The organism is Stenotrophomonas sp. NPDC077420, assembly GCF_044543385.1.
GTDB lineage: Bacteria > Pseudomonadota > Gammaproteobacteria > Xanthomonadales > Xanthomonadaceae > Stenotrophomonas.
This window is the reverse complement of the sequence record NZ_JBITVZ010000001.1, coordinates 33,781-53,642: the sequence shown is the minus strand read 5'-3', so window position 1 is coordinate 53,642 and position 19,862 is coordinate 33,781. Positions and strand designations below refer to the sequence as shown.

At 67.0% G+C, this 19,862-nt stretch carries 16 protein-coding genes and 1 tRNA gene; 10 read left to right on the top strand and 7 right to left on the bottom strand.

Going from position 1 to position 19,862, the window contains the following annotated elements:
• Positions 1 to 8: 8 nt before the first annotated feature.
• Together ACIGII_RS00210 and ACIGII_RS00205 are read left to right on the top strand one after the other, a co-directional pair.
• Positions 9 to 2,999: a TonB-dependent receptor domain-containing protein gene (locus tag ACIGII_RS00210; protein WP_399637545.1), complete on the top strand. Its 2,991-nt coding sequence runs from the start codon at positions 9 to 11 to the stop codon at positions 2,997 to 2,999.
• Positions 3,000 to 3,052: 53 nt separating this feature from the next.
• Positions 3,053 to 4,408, top strand: coding sequence for a Gfo/Idh/MocA family protein (locus ACIGII_RS00205; protein ID WP_399637543.1), 1,356 nt, complete (start codon positions 3,053 to 3,055; stop codon positions 4,406 to 4,408).
• 17 nt (positions 4,409 to 4,425) lie between these two features.
• On the opposite strand, the gene ACIGII_RS00200 is transcribed toward ACIGII_RS00205, so the two are convergent.
• Positions 4,426 to 4,502, bottom strand: a tRNA-Arg gene (locus ACIGII_RS00200).
• Positions 4,503 to 4,666: 164 nt separating this feature from the next.
• On the opposite strand from ACIGII_RS00200, the gene ubiA reads away from it, so the two are divergent.
• Positions 4,667 to 5,560: a 4-hydroxybenzoate octaprenyltransferase gene (gene ubiA, locus ACIGII_RS00195; protein WP_399637542.1), complete on the top strand. Its 894-nt coding sequence runs from the start codon at positions 4,667 to 4,669 to the stop codon at positions 5,558 to 5,560.
• A 375-nt stretch (positions 5,561 to 5,935) separates the two neighbouring features.
• Positions 5,936 to 7,327 (top strand): short-chain fatty acid transporter, encoded by a 1,392-nt coding sequence (locus ACIGII_RS00190; protein WP_399637806.1) that lies wholly within the window; start codon positions 5,936 to 5,938, stop codon positions 7,325 to 7,327.
• A 24-nt stretch (positions 7,328 to 7,351) separates the two neighbouring features.
• Here the strand turns inward: ACIGII_RS00190 and ACIGII_RS00185 are convergent, their stop codons facing one another.
• Both ACIGII_RS00185 and ACIGII_RS00180 read right to left on the bottom strand, forming a co-directional pair.
• Complete coding sequence (locus tag ACIGII_RS00185) at positions 7,352 to 10,192, bottom strand: type I restriction endonuclease (RefSeq protein WP_399637540.1); 2,841 nt, start codon at positions 10,190 to 10,192, stop codon at positions 7,352 to 7,354.
• A 216-nt stretch (positions 10,193 to 10,408) separates the two neighbouring features.
• Complete coding sequence (locus ACIGII_RS00180; protein WP_399637537.1) at positions 10,409 to 11,923, bottom strand: N-6 DNA methylase; 1,515 nt, start codon at positions 11,921 to 11,923, stop codon at positions 10,409 to 10,411.
• Positions 11,924 to 12,119: 196 nt separating this feature from the next.
• On the opposite strand from ACIGII_RS00180, the gene ACIGII_RS00175 reads away from it, so the two are divergent.
• A complete protein-coding gene (locus tag ACIGII_RS00175; protein ID WP_399637535.1) occupies positions 12,120 to 12,431 on the top strand; it encodes a helix-turn-helix domain-containing protein in 312 nt (103 codons plus the stop codon).
• On the opposite strand, the gene ACIGII_RS00170 is transcribed toward ACIGII_RS00175, so the two are convergent.
• On the bottom strand, positions 12,412 to 13,038 hold the full coding sequence (locus ACIGII_RS00170; RefSeq protein ID WP_399637532.1) for a restriction endonuclease subunit S: 627 nt from the start codon (positions 13,036 to 13,038) through the stop codon (positions 12,412 to 12,414). The genes ACIGII_RS00175 and ACIGII_RS00170 overlap by 20 nt on opposite strands.
• A gap of 398 nt (positions 13,039 to 13,436) precedes the next feature.
• Between ACIGII_RS00170 and ACIGII_RS00165 the strand changes: the two genes are divergently transcribed.
• Positions 13,437 to 13,583, top strand: coding sequence for a hypothetical protein (locus tag ACIGII_RS00165; protein ID WP_399637530.1), 147 nt, complete (start codon positions 13,437 to 13,439; stop codon positions 13,581 to 13,583).
• A 70-nt stretch (positions 13,584 to 13,653) separates the two neighbouring features.
• Here the strand turns inward: ACIGII_RS00165 and ACIGII_RS00160 are convergent, their stop codons facing one another.
• The 3 genes from ACIGII_RS00160 to ACIGII_RS00150 all read right to left on the bottom strand — a co-directional run bounded on the left by ACIGII_RS00160 (position 13,654) and on the right by ACIGII_RS00150 (position 15,733).
• Entirely contained in the window at positions 13,654 to 14,838 is a 1,185-nt protein-coding gene (locus ACIGII_RS00160; protein ID WP_399637804.1) for a flavohemoglobin expression-modulating QEGLA motif protein, read from the bottom strand.
• Between the two features lie 3 nt (positions 14,839 to 14,841).
• Positions 14,842 to 14,973: a hypothetical protein gene (locus ACIGII_RS00155; RefSeq protein ID WP_399637527.1), complete on the bottom strand. Its 132-nt coding sequence runs from the start codon at positions 14,971 to 14,973 to the stop codon at positions 14,842 to 14,844.
• 88 nt (positions 14,974 to 15,061) lie between these two features.
• On the bottom strand, positions 15,062 to 15,733 hold the full coding sequence (locus ACIGII_RS00150; RefSeq protein WP_399637526.1) for a VOC family protein: 672 nt from the start codon (positions 15,731 to 15,733) through the stop codon (positions 15,062 to 15,064).
• Between the two features lie 240 nt (positions 15,734 to 15,973).
• On the opposite strand from ACIGII_RS00150, the gene ACIGII_RS00145 reads away from it, so the two are divergent.
• The 4 genes from ACIGII_RS00145 (at position 15,974) to yidA (ending at position 19,826) form a co-directional block, all read left to right on the top strand.
• Positions 15,974 to 16,483, top strand: coding sequence for a hypothetical protein (locus tag ACIGII_RS00145; RefSeq protein WP_399637523.1), 510 nt, complete (start codon positions 15,974 to 15,976; stop codon positions 16,481 to 16,483).
• Complete coding sequence (locus ACIGII_RS00140) at positions 16,483 to 17,040, top strand: hypothetical protein (protein ID WP_399637520.1); 558 nt, start codon at positions 16,483 to 16,485, stop codon at positions 17,038 to 17,040. The genes ACIGII_RS00145 and ACIGII_RS00140 overlap by 1 nt, the downstream gene beginning before the upstream one ends.
• Positions 17,041 to 17,139: 99 nt before the next feature.
• Entirely contained in the window at positions 17,140 to 18,837 is a 1,698-nt protein-coding gene (locus tag ACIGII_RS00135; RefSeq protein WP_399637517.1) for a peptidoglycan-binding protein, read from the top strand.
• 149 nt (positions 18,838 to 18,986) lie between these two features.
• Positions 18,987 to 19,826: a sugar-phosphatase gene (yidA, locus tag ACIGII_RS00130; protein ID WP_399637515.1), complete on the top strand. Its 840-nt coding sequence runs from the start codon at positions 18,987 to 18,989 to the stop codon at positions 19,824 to 19,826.
• Positions 19,827 to 19,862: the final 36 nt, after the last annotated feature.

Here is a 19,862-nt window from a genome sequence, read left to right as displayed (position 1 = left end):
AGCCAACGATGTTGAACGAACGCCATCGCCATCGCCGCATCCCCGCTACACCCTTGTCCGTCGCGCTGGGGCTTGCCCTGGCCGTCACCGGTCCGGCGTTTGCCCAGGACGACGACATGGCCGTTGATGCCAAGGCAAACGCCAACGCCACCGAACTGGCGCGCGTGCAGGTCACCGGCTCCAACATCCGCCGCAGCGATGTGGAAACCTCCTCGCCGGTGCAGGTGATCAGCAAGCAGGACATCGAGAACATGGGCGCGCGCACGCTGCTGCAGGTGCTCGACAACCTGCCCGCGGCGCGCCCGGGCCAGCAGGATTCGCGCTCGCTGTTCACCGGTTCCGACGGCGCTTCGCAGGCGAACCTGCGCGGCCTTGGCGCGCAGGGCACGCTGGTGCTGCTCAACGGCCGGCGGCTGTCGTACTACGGTGCGCCGGCCGGCTTCCAGACCCAGTTCGTCAACATCGACGCCATTCCGGCCGCTGCCATCGAACGCATGGAAGTGCTGACCGACGGCGCCTCGGCCGTGTACGGCACCGACGCGGTGGCCGGCGTGATCAACGTGATCACCAAACGCTCCTACCGGGGCGCGGAGATCAACATCACCGCCGACAAGTCCTCGCGCATCGATTCCTACGGCGAGCAGCAGGGCAGCATCACTGCCGGCTTCGGCGACCTCGACGAAGACCGCTACAACGTCTACGCCTCGGTGAACCTGTATCGCCGCAACGCGATTCCGATCAGCGACTTCTACGACAAGCGGCCCAGCCAGTTCTACGTCGACAACCCCAATTACATCAGCAACTTCCGCCTGGGCGTCGGCAGCCGACCGGGTGAGTTCAACCCGGGCACCTACTTCGCGTTCGATCCGGTGACCAACGCGCGCCGCCAGGAAGCGGCGCCCGGCTGCACCACTCCCATCACCCAGGCCGCCGGCACGAGCTGCGCGTGGGAACAATGGATGAACCGCGAAGTCGACGCGGGTGCAAAGACCGAGCGCGCCACGGCGTACATCAGCTCGCACTTCCTGATCGGCGACAGCACCGAAGCCTTCGCCGAGGTCACCTACACCGACATCGACCTGACTGCCAACGGTGGTACGCCCTCTGCCTACAACACCACGACCGGCAATCCGTCCAGCTGGTACTCGCGCAACACCGGCAACGTGGTCAACCAGTTCCGCACGCCGTATCTGGGACCGAACAACGTCTACAACCTGGCCAGCCCGGAACTGAAGGCGCTCATGGGCGGCGTGGTGGGCCTGAACTACCTGATGCAGGATGTAGGCGATGGCCACTTCGGCCAGCGCAACACCGACCAGAGCTACCGGGTGCTGGCCGGCCTGCGCGGTGCCCTGGGCGACGACTGGAACTGGGAAACCGCGTTCGCCACCGCCGGAAGCCATTCGGTCACCTACCAGACCGTCAACGTGAACCTGGACGGCTTCGAGCGCGCGTTTGGACCCTACACCATCGACCCGGGCACCGGCCGGGTGATCATCTCCGACAACCCGGCCTACCAGTTCGGCGTCATCAGTGACGCCAACGCCAAGCTGATCCGCGAGGCATACCCCACCTTCGACATCCAGTCGTGGACGCGCCTGCATACGTTGGACGGCAAGATCGAAGGCCCGCTCTTCAGCATGCCGGCCGGCGACGTGCGCGCCGCGTTCGGCTTCAATGCCACCCGCGAAACCTTCTACACCCCGGGCAACGAAGACGCTGCCAACGGCCTGATCACCCAGCAGGGCGGCTCGTGGTTCGATGGCAAGCGCAACACCTACGCGCTGTTTGCCGAAGCCGTGGCCCCGCTCACCGACAAGCTGGAACTGGATGCCGCGCTGCGCGTGGACAAATACCCCAACTTCAGCGCCAACCTGGCCCCGAAGATCGGCCTGAAGTACCAGGTGCTGCCGCAACTGCTGCTGCGCGGTACCTATTCCGAAGGCTTCCGCGCACCCAGCCTGGCCGAAGCGGGCACCGGCGGCGTGTTCGCCCAGCTCGGTGGCTTCGAGGACGACATCCGCTGCGATGAGACCAATGCCATCGCCAACCTGCTGCGCCAGTCCAACCGGCCGGGCGACGTGGACCTGGGCAACTCGCTGCTCAACGCCGACTGCAGCCGTACCGTGGCGCGCATGACCCAGCCCAACCCGGACCTGAAGCCGGAGAAGGCCAAGATCTCCACGCTGGGTTTCGTGTATGAGCCGGCGAGCTGGATGTCGATCTCGGCCGATTACTGGTTCATCTACCGTCGCAACGAGATTGCCGCGCCGGACTACAGCAAGGAACAGGACATCCTGTCGATGACCCGCAACCCGATCAGCGACTCCGATCGGGCGGCCGAGGCTGCGTTGGCGCAGATGTGCGCCGACCCGGCCAGCGGCGTGAGCTGCCCGGGCGCGTTGCCCGGCTACAGCGTGGGCAACGTGGCGGCCGTGGTGGGCCAGTACAAGAACCAGGGCCGCACCCTGGTGGACGGTTTCGACATCGACGCGCGCGGTCGCTTCATGCTCGGTGAATGGGGCGCGCTGAACATCGGCGTGGCCGCCACCATCGCGCGCCGCAAGGAGGCCTACATCGACGACACGGATCGGTGGTACTACGGCAACACCATCGGTTACTACGGCAACCCGCGCATGCGTGCCACGTTCAACGCCGACTGGTCCTACAAGCAGGTCACCACCAGCTTCTTCGTCAACTATGTGGGCGGCACCAAGTGGGCGTGGGACCGCGTCGATGCCGAAGACAACAACCCGGACACCTGCACCGCCGGCTCGCTGCCGGTGAACCCGGCCCAGTGCGATGGCGTGCCGTCGTGGTGGACCGCCAACCTCAGCGTGGGCTGGCGCCCGGATGACCACTGGAGCCTGGGCTTCACGGTCAAGAACCTGTTCAACCGCCTGCCGTTCTACGACCCGAACAGTTTCCTGGGTGACTCCAGTGACTATGCCAGCATCTTCGGCCGCAGCTACAGTCTGCAGGTCGGCTATAAGTTCTGATTGTTCCAGCGCGCCGGTTGCGGCCGGCGCGCATTTTAAGGGAGTAACGTTCCATGAAGCGTAGGGAATTCATCGCCGCCGGTGCGGCCCTGGCCGCCACCAGCCTGTTGCCGGAGACCCCCGCCTGGGCACGCGGGCGCACGCTGCGCCTGGGCCTGATCGGCACCGGCATGCGCGGTCAGGTGCTGCTGAAGGAGCTGGTCCGCCGCGACGACGTTGACGTGGTCGCGCTGTGCGACATTGAACCGATCATGCTCAAGCGCGGCATGGACATGGTGGCCAAGGCCGGCAGGAAGGCGCCCACCGCCTACGGCCAGGACGGCGACCGCAACGCGTGGAAGCGCCTGCTCGAGCAGCGTGGCCTGGACGGCGTGATCATCGCCACCCCGTGGGAGTACCACGCGCCGATGGCCATTGCCGCCATGCAGGCGAAGGTGGCGGTCGGCTGCGAAGTCGTCGCAGGCATCACGTTGCAGGACCACTGGGACGTACTCAAGACCCAGCTTTCCACCGGCACCCCGTACATGCTGCTGGAGAACGTCTGCTACCGCCGCGACGTGATGGCGACCCTGCAGATGGTGCGCAACGGCCTGTTCGGTGAACTGGTGCACCTGCAGGCCGGCTACCAGCACGACCTGCGCGGAGTGAAGTTCAACTCCGGCGATCCCGCCCAGCCGTACGACAGCGGCGTGGAATTCGGCCCCAAGGCGTGGTCCGAAGCACGCTGGCGCACCCAGCATTCGGTGGACCGCAACGGCGAGCTGTACCCCAGCCACGGCATCGGCCCGTGCGCCATGTACACCGGCATCAACCGCGGCAACCGCTTCACCCACATCAATGCGTTCGCCAGCAAGGCGCGCGGCCTGCACGAGTACACCGTGGCCAAGAGTGGCGGCACCACCCACCCCAGCACCAAGGTGAACTTCAAGCTCGGTGACATCGTCACCACCACGCTGGCCTGCGAGAACGGCGAAACCATCCTGCTGCAGCACGACACCTCGCTGCCGCGCCCGTACTCGATGGGCTTCCGCGTGCAGGGCACCAAGGGGTTGTGGATGGACGTGAACCAGTCCATCCACATCGAAGGCCGCAGCCCGCCGCACAAGTGGGAACCGTTCCAGGCCTACCAGGACCAGTACGAACACCCGCTGTGGAAGCAGCACGCCGACACCGCCGCCAGCGCGGGCCACGGCGGCATGGACTGGTTCGTGATCCATGCCTTCGTCGAAGCCCTGAAGGCCAAGGCGCCGATGCCGATCGACATCTACGACGCCATCACCTGGAGCGCGATCACCCCGCTGTCGGAGCAGTCCATCGCCAACAGCTTCCAGACCCTGGAGTTCCCGGACTTCACCGCCGGCCTGTGGAAACAGCGCAAGCCGATCTTCGCGTTTGACGGGACCTACTGACGGGAAAGCAAAGAAGATGGTGCGCCCGGAGGGATTCGAACCCCCGACCAATGGCTTCGGAAGCCACTACTCTATCCGGCTGAGCTACGGGCGCATCTTGAAGAACCGCCGCACCACCGGCGGGCCGGGGTGGGCATCGCAGCGCCATGAGGCGGTGCGGGACGGGCATTCTATCCGTAAACGCGGCGCAGGTCTGCCCCCTTGGACGAAACAGCGCTTCCGGCGCCGGGGCAGGGGCCTTGGCGGTATCCTTTGCGCATGGCTTACGAACGATTCGATACCCCCGCCAGCGCCCCGCCGTCGCGGTGGGGGCAGTACTGGAAACTGATGCGCGCCGATCGCCCGATCGGCACCCTGCTGCTGCTGTGGCCCACCTGGTGGGCGTTGTGGCTGGCCGCCGGCGGGCTGCCGCCGCTGTGGATCCTGTTCGTGTTCACCGCCGGGGTCTGGCTGACGCGTTCGGCCGGGTGCGTGATCAACGACTACGCCGACCGCTGGCTGGACCCGCACGTCAAGCGCACCAAGGACCGCCCGCTGGCCAGCGGGCGCGTGTCCGGGCGCGAGGCGCTGCTGCTGTTCGCCGGGCTGATGCTGGTCGCGTTCGCGCTGGTGCTCACCCTGAACCTGCTGACCATCGGCATGAGCTTCATCGGCATCTTCCTGGCCGCCAGCTACCCGTACCTGAAGCGCTACACCCACCTGCCGCAGGTGTACCTGGGCATGGCCTTCGGCTGGGGCATCCCGATGGCGTTCGCCGCCATCCAGGGCGAAGTGCCGGTGATCGGCTGGCTGCTGTATGGCGCCAACATCCTGTGGTCCACCGCGTACGACACCTGGTACGCCATGGTCGATCGCGATGACGACCTGAAGATGGGCTCGCATTCCACCGCCATCCTGTTCGGCGACCTGGACCTGGTGATCCAGGGAATCCTGTACACGCTGTTCCTCGGCACGATGGCGCTGGTGGGCGTGCGCGGCGGGCTGGGTCTTTACTACTGGCTGGGCGTGGCGGTGGCTGCCGGGCTGATTGCCTGGGAATTCTGGATCGCGCGAAAGCGTGAGCGTGACCCCTGCTTCAAGGCGTTCCTGCACAACAACTGGGTGGGCGCGGCGTTGTTTGCGGGTATTGCCGCGGCACTGGCGCTGGGGTGAGCCGCCGGGTCGCCCGACCAACGGTCGGGCGCTACCGGGCCATGACCCACGCGTGCCCGTCGGTCGGGGGATACCGGGCCATGACCCACGCGTGCCCGTCGGTCGGGGGATACCGGGCCATGACCAACGCGTGCCCGTCGGCCGGGGGACACCGGGCCATGACCCACGCGCGCCGTCGGTCGGGGGATACCGGGCCATGACCCACGCGCGCCCGTCGGTCGGGGGCAGAGCGGGCCCGGGTAGGTCACGACCGTTGGTCGTGACCCGACCAATGGGTTACTGACATGGGCCATCCCTGCCGCGAAAATCAGGTCACTGAACCTGGGAGGGTAAGGCATGGCCACCAACACATCAGCGCCGGCACAGGACGGCTGGATGGCGCGCGCAGCGCTGCGGTCGGCGGCCTGGGCGGAGAAATGGTTCCCCGACGCGTATGTGTTCGCGGTGCTCGGCGTGGTCATCGTGGCACTGGCGGCAATGGGCTTCGGTGCCACCCCGCAGGCCACCGCCAAAGCCTTCGGCGACGGCTTCTGGAGCCTGATTCCCTTCACCATGCAGATGGCCTTCGTGGTCATCGGCGGCTATGCCGTGGCCACCGCCCCGGTGGTGGCGCGCTTTATCGAACTCCTCGCCCGGGTGCCACGCACCGGCCGGGGCGCGGTGGTGTACGTGGGCCTGGTCAGCATGCTGGCCTCGCTGCTCAGCTGGGGCTTTTCGCTGGTGTTCGGTGGCCTGCTGGTGCGCGCACTGGCGCGCCGCCAGGAACTGCAGATGGACTACCGCGCCGCCGGTGCATCGGCCTACCTTGGCCTGGGCGCGGTATGGGCGATGGGCCTGAGTTCCTCGGCCGCGCAGCTGCAGGCCAACCCGGCCAGCATGCCGCCCGGCCTGGTGGAGATCACCGGCGTGCTGCCCTTCACCGAAACCATTTTCCTGTGGCAGTCCATCGCGCTGACCGCCGCGCTCATCCTGGTTTCGCTGCTGATCGCCTGGCTGACCGCGCCGGGCCCGGCTACCGCACGCACCGCCCGCGATTTCGCCGGTGCCGCCCAGGCCGAACCGGAACCGCTGCCGCCGCGCACGCGCGCCGGCGAATGGCTGGAATACAGCCCGCTGCTGACCGTGCTGCTGTCGCTGCTGGCCTTCGGCTGGTTGTTCAGCGAATTCGCCAGCAAGCCGGTGGTCACCGCCATCGCCAACCTCAATACCTACAATTTCCTGTTCATTTCGCTGGGCCTGCTGCTGCACTGGCGCCCGCGCAGCTTCCTCAACGCGGTGGCCAAGGCCGTGCCCAGCACCACCGGCGTGCTGATCCAGTTCCCGCTGTACGGCGGCATCGCCATGATTCTTACCCATGCCGTGGGCAGCGGTGGCGAAACCCTGGCGCATCGCCTGTCCACGGTGTTCGTGCACGTCGCCACCACCGACAGCTTCGCGCTGGTCATGGGCGTGTATTCGGCGGTGCTCGGGTTCTTCGTGCCGTCCGGCGGCGGCAAGTGGATCATCGAGGCGCCGTACGTGATGCAGGCGGCCAATGAACTGAAGGCGCACCTGGGCTGGGCAGTGCAGGTGTACAACGCCGCCGAGGCGCTGCCCAATCTGATCAACCCGTTCTGGATGCTGCCGCTGTTGGGCGTCCTGGGTCTTAAGGCACGCGATATTGTCGGTTTCACCTTCATCCAGCTGTTGGTGCATATCCCGTTGGTCTTGGGCCTGCTGTGGGTACTGGGCATGACCCTGACCTACGTACCCCCTGTAATGCCGTAACCGCGCGCCGCGCGGTCCTGCGGTTCATGCCGGTGGCCAGTCGTGCGCGCGCGAAAGCACGGCGTGCAATATGGCCTGTACCTGCGGTTCGTCCAGCTGACCGCGCAGCATCGGCTCCAGCCGGGTGCGCAGATGACCATGGAACAGGGCGCGCGGGCCGGCGTGCGCTTCGGCCACCACCACGTCGATCTGGGCGCCGATGAAAACACGGAGCGTGGGGTGGCGGGCCGCGCCGAACAGGCTGTCCAGCAGTGCAAGCCCGCGCGATGGGGAGTGCGCGCCGCATCCGCCAACCCGCGACTGCAGCGCCTGCTCAAAGGCCTCCAGCGCCTGCAACCGCAGCGGGCCCGCCGGAATCAGCAGTGTCTGGCCCAGCGCGTGCTGGTTCTGCTCGATCAGGTGCGGCGCTTCCCCGGTTGCGGCCAGGTACTGCCGCAGACGCGTGTACATCTGGTTGCACGCGTGTTCCGCTTCGGTCGGTGCCGGTGCGGCATCAAGCAGAAGCGCGTAGTCCAACGGTGCCTCGTGCACCGCCGGCGCGCGCTCGCGTGCCCAGTGCCGTACCCGCAGATCTTCGGGGTTGAGGCGGTGTTCTTCCAGCGCCATCCGGTTCACCGCATCGCGCAGCAGCGAATAGCGGTGCAGTGTGGCGCGGTAGCGCACCGCCGTAGCCGCCTGGTCTCCGGTCAGCGCGCTCTCGGAGGCCATCGCCACCTGCAGGCGCTGGCCGAATGCCGTAACGCGCCGGTGCAGCAGGTCGCGCCTGCGCCGGTGCAGGTCGGTGTCGTTGCCGTGCGCGCCCAGGACCCAGCGCGGAGCAAGGTGGTCGCAGCAGGCGTGGAAGTCCTCCTCGGCACCCCCCGGCAGCAGGCCTTGCAGACGCCGATGGTCGGTGGGCAGTGCCTCGCGGGTCACCTGCACGGGCGCCGGCAGCCACTCCTGCCCCGGCGCCTCGGTCATGCCGCTGGCATGGAAATCCACCACCAGCGCGGCGTGCTTGTCGGGGTGCGGTGCGTTGACCAGCCCTACAGCCCGCAGGCGTTCGGCAGCGGAAAGCGGGCGGTCCACATACAGCAGGCCCAGTTTCGCGTCCTGAGCGGCCGGCAGCTGGCCATGGGCGATGACCAGCTCTGCCTGCCCCGGTATGTGCCCGGAACCGCGCTCCAGCGGATGGCCGTTGCCGTCGTAACCGGCCACATGGATCTGCAGGCGCCCATCGCCGCTGAGCGCGTGCTGGTAGCCCTCCGCGTCCTTGGGGGTGTCTACCAGCAGTGTGCCGCGCAGTCTGCGCTCGGCCACGCGGATCAGGCCATGGAAGTGCTGGCTGATGGCGGTGGCCACCCGGCCCTGGCGCGGATTGGCGCGGTCATCGGCGGCCTGTGGCGTACCCGGGCGCACAGGTTCGGGAAAAATCGGTGCGCCATCGCGCCAGGTGGGCACGACTACGCCGTCAGCTACCGCATGCTCCGGCGGGTAGTGGTACAGCGGTGTGCCGGTATCCAGGTGGGCCGATGGCAGGACAATGGGCTGCGCGCAGACGGTGATCCAGGCAGACAGCGGCAGACAACGACGCAATCGGCGCAGCAAGGCCGGTGGACTCTCCCAGAAGTCGGCATCCACCAGCAGCAGGATGTCGCCCGCCGCCGGCTCGTCCGGCGCGGGCATCGGCGCCTTGCGTCCCCATCCGCGAAGTGCCCGCAGGGGGACTTCGTGCGGCGAAGCAGTATGGCCGTTGAGGAACTCGGTGAGCATGTCCCCTGGGCGCGGGCCCGGCCTGCGCTTGTGCTCGAGCGCGGCCGGCGACGACCGGGTGACCGGCAGCAGCACCCGCATGCCCGCAAGGGCCGGGTCGGTACGCAGCGCCTGCAGCAGCCAGTCGCGGGTGCGCTGCAGGCCACTGCCGGCGGCAAGGCAGAGCTGGCCGCCGCCGCGTCTGCCTGCCGGGTCCCGCGTGCGCAACGCCTGCAGCGCGTGCTGCACGGCAAAGAACTGGCCTGGCCGCGCCAGGTACCGCTGCCCGCGCGCACTGGTGTGCAGGAAACCGCGCAGCAACTGCAGCAGTCGGGCCGGGGCCAGCACCCCGTACAGCAGTTCGGCATGTACCGCCCATGGGGGATCGAGCGCGACGTCGGCGAAGGGCACCGCCTGGTCGCGCAACTGGTCCTGGGTGGCGCGGTTCCAACCGTGTTCGCGCCAGCGCACCCAGCGGTGGGGCGGAGTGCCCACGCTGGCGTAGCAGCCGCCGCGCCGGTCCAGGCACAGCAGCACCTGCGCCTGCAGCGGTGGGTGATGGGCCAGGACGGCGGCCTGCCCCCGGTCCAGATGGGCTATGCCGGCGGCGCTTCGGCCCCACCGTCTTTCGCGATCGCGCTCCACACAGGCCAGCACCGCCAGGGGAATGCCATTTACGTACCCGACCAGTTCGCGGACATCGGGATCCAGCGCATCCGGGAAGGGCGTTGCGTCGGCCACATCCCAGTGGTTCCGGAGCACATGCGCCCAGTCGATCAACGGCACGTGCACGGTCGTGCTGCGGCCGCCAGGCAGCGGTTGCACGGTACGTACGCCCTCCATCAACAGCCGGTGCACCGTGCTGCTGGAGGCCTGCCAGTCCAGGCTGTGGCAGCAGGTATCCACCACGGCAATGATGTCGTGAAAGGTGTGCGGCGACAGGGGCAGCTGCTCGCCGTGGTGCTGGAACCGGAAGCGACGCAGCCACGGCAGCAGCCGCTTCTCCAGCAGGGTGCTCTCCGGCACCCCACGCAGCGGGTCCAGCTCATGGGGCTGCAGGTAGTTCCAGCCCAGCCGTCGCAGCCAGCCCAGGGCGGAGTGGCGAACCCCGAACCTGCCCAGCGCCGCGCTCACGCGGGCTTCTCCGGCGACAGTGAGCGGGTGCGCGCGGGCGCGACGAAAAAGCGCGGGTGGGTCGTATCCATGCGGGCAGTGTGTTCGATCAACCCCCTCGCACACTGTGTGCATCATTCCGAATCATGCGTTGCGCGTGCGCGCCACACAACACGTTCTCAATCCGAATTCAAATTGGAATAGCGAGAGCCAATCGCTTCATCGAAAGGCGTCGTTTCAGGCCAGATTCGCGAACTCGCGCTCCAATGCATCCAACTCGGCGTTGAGCTCCCGCTGGATGGAAGCGAAGGCCGCTTCCAGGGCGGTGCGACGTGCGCGCAACGTGGCCAGGTCAGGCGGCATGCGTGCGGGTGCCGGACGTACGTAACGGGCAATGCTCAGGTTGCCCTGGTTGGCGGTGATCTCATCCAGTCCTGCCAGATGCGCCACGCCGGGCACGCTGCTGCGCTGCGTGCACAGCCGGTGCAGCGCCGCGGCCGTCTCCATGCCCAGCCGGGCACGCCGCTTGCCGGGGGTTGAAAGCGTGCGCGCGTCAACGAACAGCACCAACGCATCGCTGCGCGCCACACGGAACACCAGCAGGGCCGTGGCGACCGACGCGCCGCCGAACAACCGGTCCGGCAGCCCGATCACCGTCTCCACGCGATTGGCGTCCAGCCAGGCAGCGCGGATCCGGGCTTCTTCGCCGTCGCGGAACAGCACCCCGTGAGGCACCACGATGGCCGCCCGCCCCACCTGCGGATCCAGCGTGGCCAGCATGTGCTGGATCAGCGCGGCATGTGCCCATTGCCGGGGCGCAGTGCCATGCAGGAAGCGCAGGTACGGATCGCTGCGGGCCTGCGTGGCCACCCACTTCAGGTGCAGGGGCGGGCACGCCAGCGCCACGTGGAACCGTTGCAGTCGGCCTTCCTCCAGCAGCGGCTCCTGCAACGCGTCGCATGAACGCAGCTGCAGGTCGTCGCTGCCATGCAGCAACAGGCGCAGGCGCGCCAGCGCGCACAGTAAGGGGTCGGGTTCCTGCCCGGACATCGGGTGACGCATCTGCGTGCTGGCGCCTGCCCCATTGCTTTCCGCACGCATCCAGCGCCATGCGGCCAACAGCACTGCGCCGTGGCGGCAGAACGGGTCGTACACGGCCTCATGCGGGGTGGGCCGGGTCAGCGCGGCCATCAACCATGCTGCTGCCGCAGGGACCGCGGCCGTTCCGGCGCCACCGCGACCGGCACCGGACCGCTCCAGCAGGCCTTCCACGGCATCGCTGATGCAGGCATTGCCCACCGCAGCCTGGGCGCGGAAATCCAGCGCGGGCAGCGCAAGGCGCTCCAGCAGCTGGACCAGCGCCTGGTCGCGCTGGGTGTCGTCGGCCGGCAGCGCTTCGTCCAGCTGCAACGCCGGGAAGAGGCCCCCCAGCTTGCGCGGGTTGGCCAGCGTGAACACCCGCAAGGCATCCATCACCCGGAATGCATTGCCCGGCACGTGGCGCTGCCTGAACAGCGTGTCGAACCGGGCATGCGCGGGAACGCAGAACGGAAGCGAGTGCAGGCGGTCGAATGGCCGCTGCGCCGACGTCGGCGTTCTGGCCTGGTGCGCATCGCTGGCCAGCTTCAGCAGCAGCAGCGCCAGGGTCAGGTGCGTGTCCGCATCGGGATGGGCAACATCGCCCAGCGCATCGCGGGCGTGGACGAGAGCGGCTAGCGTCGCGGGGGTGTTGGGAAGGGCGCCGTATTTCATCAGGTCAACCCTTGGCTGACATACCGGGCGCTACGCAAGGCCTGCGCACGATGCGCGCGGCCGAATCGATTACCAGCTGACCTCTCACGCCCGGACATTGAAGCTCTCCACAATCGAATGTCTCCACTATATCGTCTTTTCCGATATTGCAAAGTTGGATATAGCTTATGGGGCTGCCCCTTCTGCAAGCGCAGCCATGCAAAGAACCATTCACCGCATCGAACACCTTGTCGTTACCGAACTTCTGCGCGAACTCCGCCTCAGCGCGGGACTCAAGCAGGCGGAGGTATCGGAGCGTTTAGGGGTCACCCAGTCGTACATCAGCGACGTGGAGCGCAACAGCCGCCGCGTGGACGTAGTCGAGCTGAGAGATCTCCTGCGCATCTATGGGGTGTCACTTTTGGAGTATGTGAGCGAAATGGAGATCCGCTTGCGAAAAAAGCGTTCCGTCCAGCCAGCCAGGCGAACGCCACGCGTTCGGGCGAAAGTCACGGCCCGCGGCGAGTAAGAGGAGAGTCGACGCGGGATCCGGACAGCAGGAGCTCGGCATATCGGGCTACCTCGTCATGCCGCGCCGCCATCAGCTGCTCGCAGTGGCGTAGTTCAAGCTGTGCCGTCCTCGCGATGGTTACGATGCGCATCTGTCGCAGAAGCGAGGGCACTTGAACTGTCAGCGCCTCCACCGAGGCCTTGCGCACGCTCTGTTGCCGCGAGCCAGCCGACTGCCCCTGCAGATAATCCTGAGCGCGTCGCTGATTCAACTGCCAGGCAAGGAATGCTGGCATCACGCTGGACGGATCCTTCAGCCGAATCACGTACAGGTGTGGACTGCACACTGTCCTCTCCGCAGGCGAGCACAGCAGCGCCGCCATGGGATGACTGCCGCGCGCGGCAAGCAGCACGTCGCCGTCCTTGACCCAGTCCGGTGTCTTCCGGTGGCTCAAGTGTGTGCGCAATAGTTCATCCGCACCCTGCATGCCGGTTGCGGTGACATTCTTCAGTTGGATGACGCGTACCGGGCCATCTGCGGCTGGGGTGATCGCACCGCGGAACGGGTGTCCCTGGCGGATGCTGGCGATGTCGCCAAGCCGCGCACTACCGTATGAAATGTTCATGGCGGCGACCATGCGGGGCGCGTAGTGGGCCGTCAATGTGCCGTTTCACACCATTCGGGATGATGCGAGTTGAGTGAGGAAAACTGTAACCGACTTAACTGTCTGGGATAGATTGCGCTGCGTCTTCCGGCCGAACCCTGAGAAAACATCAATCGAATATTTGAGACTGCGCAAATCTGCGAATCCCCAAACGTGCCCAAGCGCCCACATTCATGCGGATGACTGCGCGGGCCAGGGAGTGGCGACATGACGGGGTTCCAGTTTGGAATAAGCGCCACTGGACGTGCTGCGCGCGATCTTTGACGAATTCGTACGAAAATGGCCACACGGATTTAACCCCCGCCTTCAGAGGATGGCCACGACCGCGGCATTCCGCACGCGGCTTCCGGAGATCCGAGATGGCACAGCAGCGCAATCAGAGTTCCCAGCAGGACCAGCGCGGTCAGCAGGAGGGGCGTGGCCGCGACCAGCAGCAGCAACAGCAGCAGGAACAGCAGCAGCGCAACCAGAACCAGCAGCAGGGCTGGCAGGACGAGGAAGAATGACGGCTGGCTGTTGCGCCGGTGACTGAAGGCCCCGCCTCGGCGGGGCCTTCTTCATGCGTCGGCAGGCGGTTCAGGGCTGGCCCGCCATCAACGCATCCTCGACCGCCGAGAACCGCTCCAGGTCGAACGTGTCCAGCCGCATGGCCTGCGTGGCAGTGGTGAACGCCAGCGTGGCCAGCACCCGCTCGGGATGCTGTGCCCACGGCGGCACGTAGCGTGGCGGTGCGATCAGGCCGGAGGCGCGGTAGGGGGCCAGGGTCACCAGGTCACCCAGGTCCACGCGCCCGCAGAACACCAGCCGCAGCGTGTCGGCGCGATTCTCGTGCAGGGCGCGTTTGATGAAGGCGGTAACCAGCAGCAGCCCCTCCAGGTACGCGCCGTCCTTGGTGAAGCACACCCGGCCACGCACGTCGCCGCCGCGGAAGATGCGCGCAGCGCTGCGATAACTGTCCTCTTCGGTCTGGCCGGCGGCCAGGAAGGCCTTGAAGATGTCGATGAAATCCGCACCCTCCAACGCCTCCTGCAGCCGCACCACGCGCAGGGCCAGGCGACGCAGGCGGTTGATGTCCATTGCGCCGGTGACGATTTCCGAGAACGTGGCCAGGCCTTCCTGCGTGCGGGTGGTGCGCGGCGCGCCGCTGCCCAGGCAGCGCAGCCAGGGCTGGTGCTTGCCGTTGAGCAGGGTGCCGGCATGGATGAACGCTTCGTGTTCCACCAGCTGGTCCAGGTCCAGCTGCGAGAACATGGCGTCTGCCCGCAGCCGGATCACCTTGCTGCCGGCGGCGGCCTTGGAGGCCAGCTGGGTGTCCAGCACCACCTTGACCGGGTCGTCGGTGAAGAACGGCTCGATACGCTCGCGCAGCATCACCGAGAAGTCGGGGGCGGGAATGGTGTAGGCGATGCGAGGCACGTACTGCGAACCGAGCAGCTGGTCGGTAATGAGCAGCATCTGTGCGGCCGACTGTGCCGTGGTGATGGTCTGCGAGCGATAGCGGGTGCTGGGGTGTCCGTAGAGCAGGGTGGAGCATTCGGTGAAGCGGGGGGTACCGATGCTGCCCAGCATGCGCGCGGCCACCCGATAGCTCCACGCGGTGCGGTACAGCCAGTCACCCACCGGGTGGCCACGATCCAGCTGCTGCAGGATGCCGTCCAGCGCGGCCAGGGTCGCGGTGTGGTCCTGCGCCTGGGTCGGCGGGGCAGGCAGCTCCGGCTTGCCGGCCCGCCAGCGCTCGAGGAAGCGGGTTTCGGTGTCGATCGGTCAGGCCAGGGCGGAGAGCACGCGGATCCTGCTGCCAAGCCGCGCAAGGTGGGCGTCGACCTCCAGCAATGGGCCCAGAGCGGGGTCGTCCCGGGTGGGGTCGAGGGCGCGTTCGGCAGTGAGCAGTTCCACGACGGGCAACCGGGATGGGCCTGTTGCTACTGTCCCGGTAGACGGCGCGTTGCGCAACGGTCCTTCTACGCGCTACGGCTCAGCAAATCTACTGCACCGCTGCCACCCGCCACCCCTGGTCGGCATCCTCGAGCTGTCCTTCCGCGACCCCGCCCAGCATTGTCTCGATGCCACGCGCGTTGGGCAGCACCTTCTGCTCCGGGAACCAATGACGTGTTGCATCGACGACGATCAACAGGCCCTCGTCGTCCCCCAGGGCGGCGAAGTGTGGGGTAGGGGGACTCAGCGGCTGCAGCCCGAACACGGCGTCCGCACGGGCGGCGAACGCGGCCACGTTGGCGGTGGGCAGGCCCACTTCGCTCACGCAGGTGAGCTCGCTGCCATGGAACGCGCCCTGGCGCCCGGACGTGGGTAGCCGTCGCCGTCCGATCAGCTCCAGGATCAGTCCGTCCGGACCGTCGAAGTAGATGGACTCGGATTGCCAGCGATTCCCGAACGTGAAGTGCGCCTGGCCTGCCGCATTGCGCTGCAGTGGCGAGCGCGCCAGCAGCCACGCCGTGGCCGCCTCGAACCGATCGGCCGGGACGTTGAAGGCCAGGTGCACACCGCCTACCGGGTCGTCGCCTGCGGCGCGCAGCTGCAACGTGGTCCAGCCAATCTGCACGGCCTCTCCCTGCACCGGCAGCTGCATGACCTCGGCGAACCAGCTGGCGACAGCGGCAACTTGGGAGACGGGAAGCCGGATAGCGTGAATGCGCATGGTGGTGAAATCCTTGGAACAGACGCACGTGTCAATTCGCTGACATCGCGCGGGAGGAGAATGAACGTTGCCGCACAGACAATGTGGCGCGCTTCCCCGCAAATACTGTGACTCTTATCACGCAAGTAGGGGGCGGCTACGGTATGTAATGGGTGTGTGAACGCCAAAACGCTGACGCGCCGCTATGCTACGCGCCCCGGCGCAGTCCAATCCGCGCCACGACACGATCAGGAGGATCCGTTGTCCCATCATCGTTCCATGACGCTGCTCGCGCTGTCGCTGAGCATTCTACTGGCCGCCTGCAAGCCTGACGCCGCCGCCATCGCGCCGGCGGATGCCGCAGCCCCCGCCGCCCCGACAGCTGCCGCTGCGGCCGCTCCCGCCACTGCCGCCGATGCTTCTGCCGGGTGCGCGCATGCCGATTTCGATGGCTTCCTGCCGCAGTTCGGCCGCGACATCGCGCTCCAGGAAAAGTCCGTGGCCGACCCGCTGATCAGTGAGCGCTACGACACCCGAGGCGATGAGCCCACGCTGGTGGCCGAAAAGGTGCCGCTTTCCGACGTGACCTGGCCGGTGATGCCCAATCCGTCCGGCTTGAAGGACGTCGGTCGTGAGATGCAGGTGAGCCGGCAGGACGACGGCAGCATGAAAGTGCTGATCCGCACCCCGGACACCAGCGACCAGCAGTCGTATTACTTCGCCCAGCGCCCGTGCTGGCAGCTGGTACGCATGGCGGACGAGTCGATCTGATGGCCCGCCTGTTCACAGCACCCGCAGTCGCGCTGCTGTTGGCCGCATGCAGTGCGCCCAGCGGACAGTCGGTTTCCACCGCCGCCCCGGATGGGGCCGCCGCGCCTGCGGCCCCCGCGGCGCAGACCCCTTCACCCACCCAGCAAGAAGAAGAGAACGGCATGCACAAGGAATGCGCAGGTGCGCGGCTGCACCTGACCACGTTGCCCGCCACGGACGGTACCGCCACCCGCACCCGCCTGGACATTGAAAAGGACGGCCAGCGCCGCACCCTTGATGCCCCGGTGGAGATGGAGGGCTACACCGCCGTTGGCCTGGCCTGTGTGGAAGACGCACAGGGCGCTTCGTATTTCGTGGTGCAGTACGGCGAGCTGCCGTACGGCTGCGCGTTCTGCGAATGGTTCTATCTCTACGACGCCAACGGCAGGCAGCTCACCCACAGCACCCCGCCGCTGCGCGGCGAAGCCGGGTCGCAGTCGCCCAACAACGACGAGTATTCGCAGCTGATCGCCAAGCTCGGCATCCAGCACCCGGAGGTGGACGACATCGAAGACTGAGAAGGATGTGGAAGGTGCCCGCCGTTGGTGGGTACGTGATTCACCTGGAGCAACACCCCTTAAGGAAAGTCCCTTTTTCATAGAATGGATAGCACTGACATGCCCAATGACATCTACACCAGCATGGTGCAGCCGCCTGGTGCGGCGTACCGTAGCAACCAGATCGAGCCGTGGAGCCATTACCGCGAGCCGATCGACGAAAGCCGCCCGCTGCATGGCCAATCGCGCCGTTGGGGCGATGCGTCGCCGGAAGTGCAGTCGCGCGTGATCGATTCGTTGATCGAATCCTCGCGCGAGGCCGGGCTTACCCCGCGCGAAACCGCGCATGTGCTGGCCATCGCACGCGTCGAGTCGGGCTTCAACCCGGACGCTGCCGCCGGCACCACCTCGGCCTCGGGCCTGGGCCAGTTCATCGACCGGACCGGCAAGCATTACGGCCTGACCAACGCCAACCGCTTCGACGTGGACGCGCAGTCCGACGCGCTGGTGGCGCACTTCGTCGACAACCGCAACCTGGCGCGCGACCGCGGCCAGGGCGAAGATTACATCTACAAGTACCACCACGATGGCCCGACCAAGGACTACGGCGGCCTGGGCCTGTCGCAGCGCAAGGTGGCGCCGCACCTGGATGAGTACGAACAGTTCGTCAACCAGCGCCTGGGCCAGACGCTCGACCAGGCGCCGGCACAGCAGCAGGCCACCGCGCCGGCCGTGGCCGCCAGCCAGGCGCGCTCCTACGAGCACACCATGCAGGTGATGCTGCCGCCACAGAATGGCGTCAAGCCGCACATCACCGGTCATTTCGGTGAGCACCGTGGCGAGAAGAGCCATGGCGGCAGCGACTTCAACTATGTCGGCGGCCAGGCCGGCCGCAACCTGCAGCACCCGACCATCCACGCGCCGATCGCCGGCACCGTGACCTCGGTGGGCGGCAGGTACGGCACGGTGATGATCCAGGATGCCGACGGCAACTCGCACCAGATCCTGCACATGCAGGACACCCAGGTGAAGGTGGGCCAGCACGTGGAGCCGGGCGATCCGATCGGCACCATGGGCGGCCGCGGTCCGCAGGGCGCCAACCAGTACGCCCAGCACGTGCACTACCAGATGAAGGACCCGTCCGGGAAGCTGATCAACCCGGAAGCGTACTGGAACAAGGGCGTGCAGCAGGACGCGGGCAAGCACGGGCACGCGCACGACCATGACCACGCGCCGGCCGGCACCCTGCGCAAGGGCGACCGCAGCGATGAGGTGACCAGGCTGCAGGAGGAGCTGAACCGCCTGGGCGTGCGCGATGCCAATGGCAACCGCCTCGCCGAGGATGGCAAGTTCGGCGACAACACCCGCGAAGCCGTGCAGGCCTTCCAGAAGCAGCAGGGCCTCAAGGACGACGGCGTGGTGGGTCGCGAGACGTTCGGCAAGTTGGCGGCAGCGCAGGCGCAGGGCGCTGAAACGCGCACCGCCGTCCCGCAGCTGGGCGACAAGGGCCACCCCGACACCCCGCTGCACAACGCCATCCGTGCCCAGCTGCCGAGCATGATCTCCAACGAGGCGGCTGCGAACGTGACGCTGCAGGCCAAGCAGGCCGGCATCGATTCGCCGGAGAAGCTGCAGAGCGTGGCCGTGCAGGATGGCAAGGCGTTCGTGATGGGCACCACGCCGGGCTACCGTGCCGCCGTGGACCTGAGCCAGGCACCGCCGCTGGAACAGACCAGCGCGCAGCTGCTTGGCGGCAACGACGCCCAGCAGCAGCGCCAGGTGCAGGAAGAACAGCAGAAGGTGGCGATGGGGCGCTGAGCGCCTGACCGCGCCGCTGCATGACGTGTGTGTGGTACTGACGCCAGCCGGGGAAACCCGGCTGGCGTCTTCATGCGCACGCCGCTGCCTGCATTAAACTGTGTCGCATTGCTGGCATGGCCAGTGCGGTTGCAATGCCAAGGGTAAGCGTGGAACAGACAAGCAGCACTGCGGCCGATATCCAGCTGGTGGCCATCGATATGGACGGGACGCTGCTGGACCCCGCGCACCGCTTGACCGCGCGGGTCAAGCAGGCCATTGCCCGTGCGCGGGCACGCGGTGTCCGGATCGTGCTGACCAGTGGCCGGCCCGTGTCCGGCCTGGCGCCGTTCCTGGACGAGCTGGCGATCAACGGTGACGACGATTACTGCATTGCCTGCAACGGCGGCCTGGTCACGCGTGTCGGCAACGGCGAGGTGGTGGTGGAGTACCCGCTCAGCTTCGACGACTTCCTGTACTGCGAGCGTGTGGCGCGCGAGCTGGGGGTGCACTTCCAGGCCCTGGACGGGAAGCGGCTGTATACGCCCAACCAGGACATCAGCCACTACACGGTGGTGGACTCGCATCTGTCGCATGTGCCGCTTTCCTACCGCAGCGTGGCCGACATGGACCCCACGATGTCGTTCATCAAACTGATGATGGTGGACGAGCCCGGCATCCTCGATGCCGCCATCGCCCGCTTGCCGAAGGCGCTGACCGAACGCTTCGCGGTGCTCAAGAGTGCCGCGTTCTTCCTGGAGGTGTTCGACCACCGGGCCGGCAAAGGCCCGAGCCTGCAGAAGCTGGCCGGTCACTTGGGGATCGACCGCAGCCAGGTCATGGCCATCGGTGACCAGGAGAACGACCTGACCATGCTGCAGTTCGCTGGAACCAGCGTGGCGATGGGCAATGCGGTCGATGTGGTCAAGGCGACCGCGTTGCACCAGACCACCACCAACGCCGAAGACGGTGTCGCCCTGGCCCTTGAGCGGTTCGTGCTGGGCGACTGAACCGTCGGCCTCCGGCTGAAATTGAAAGTACTTGCA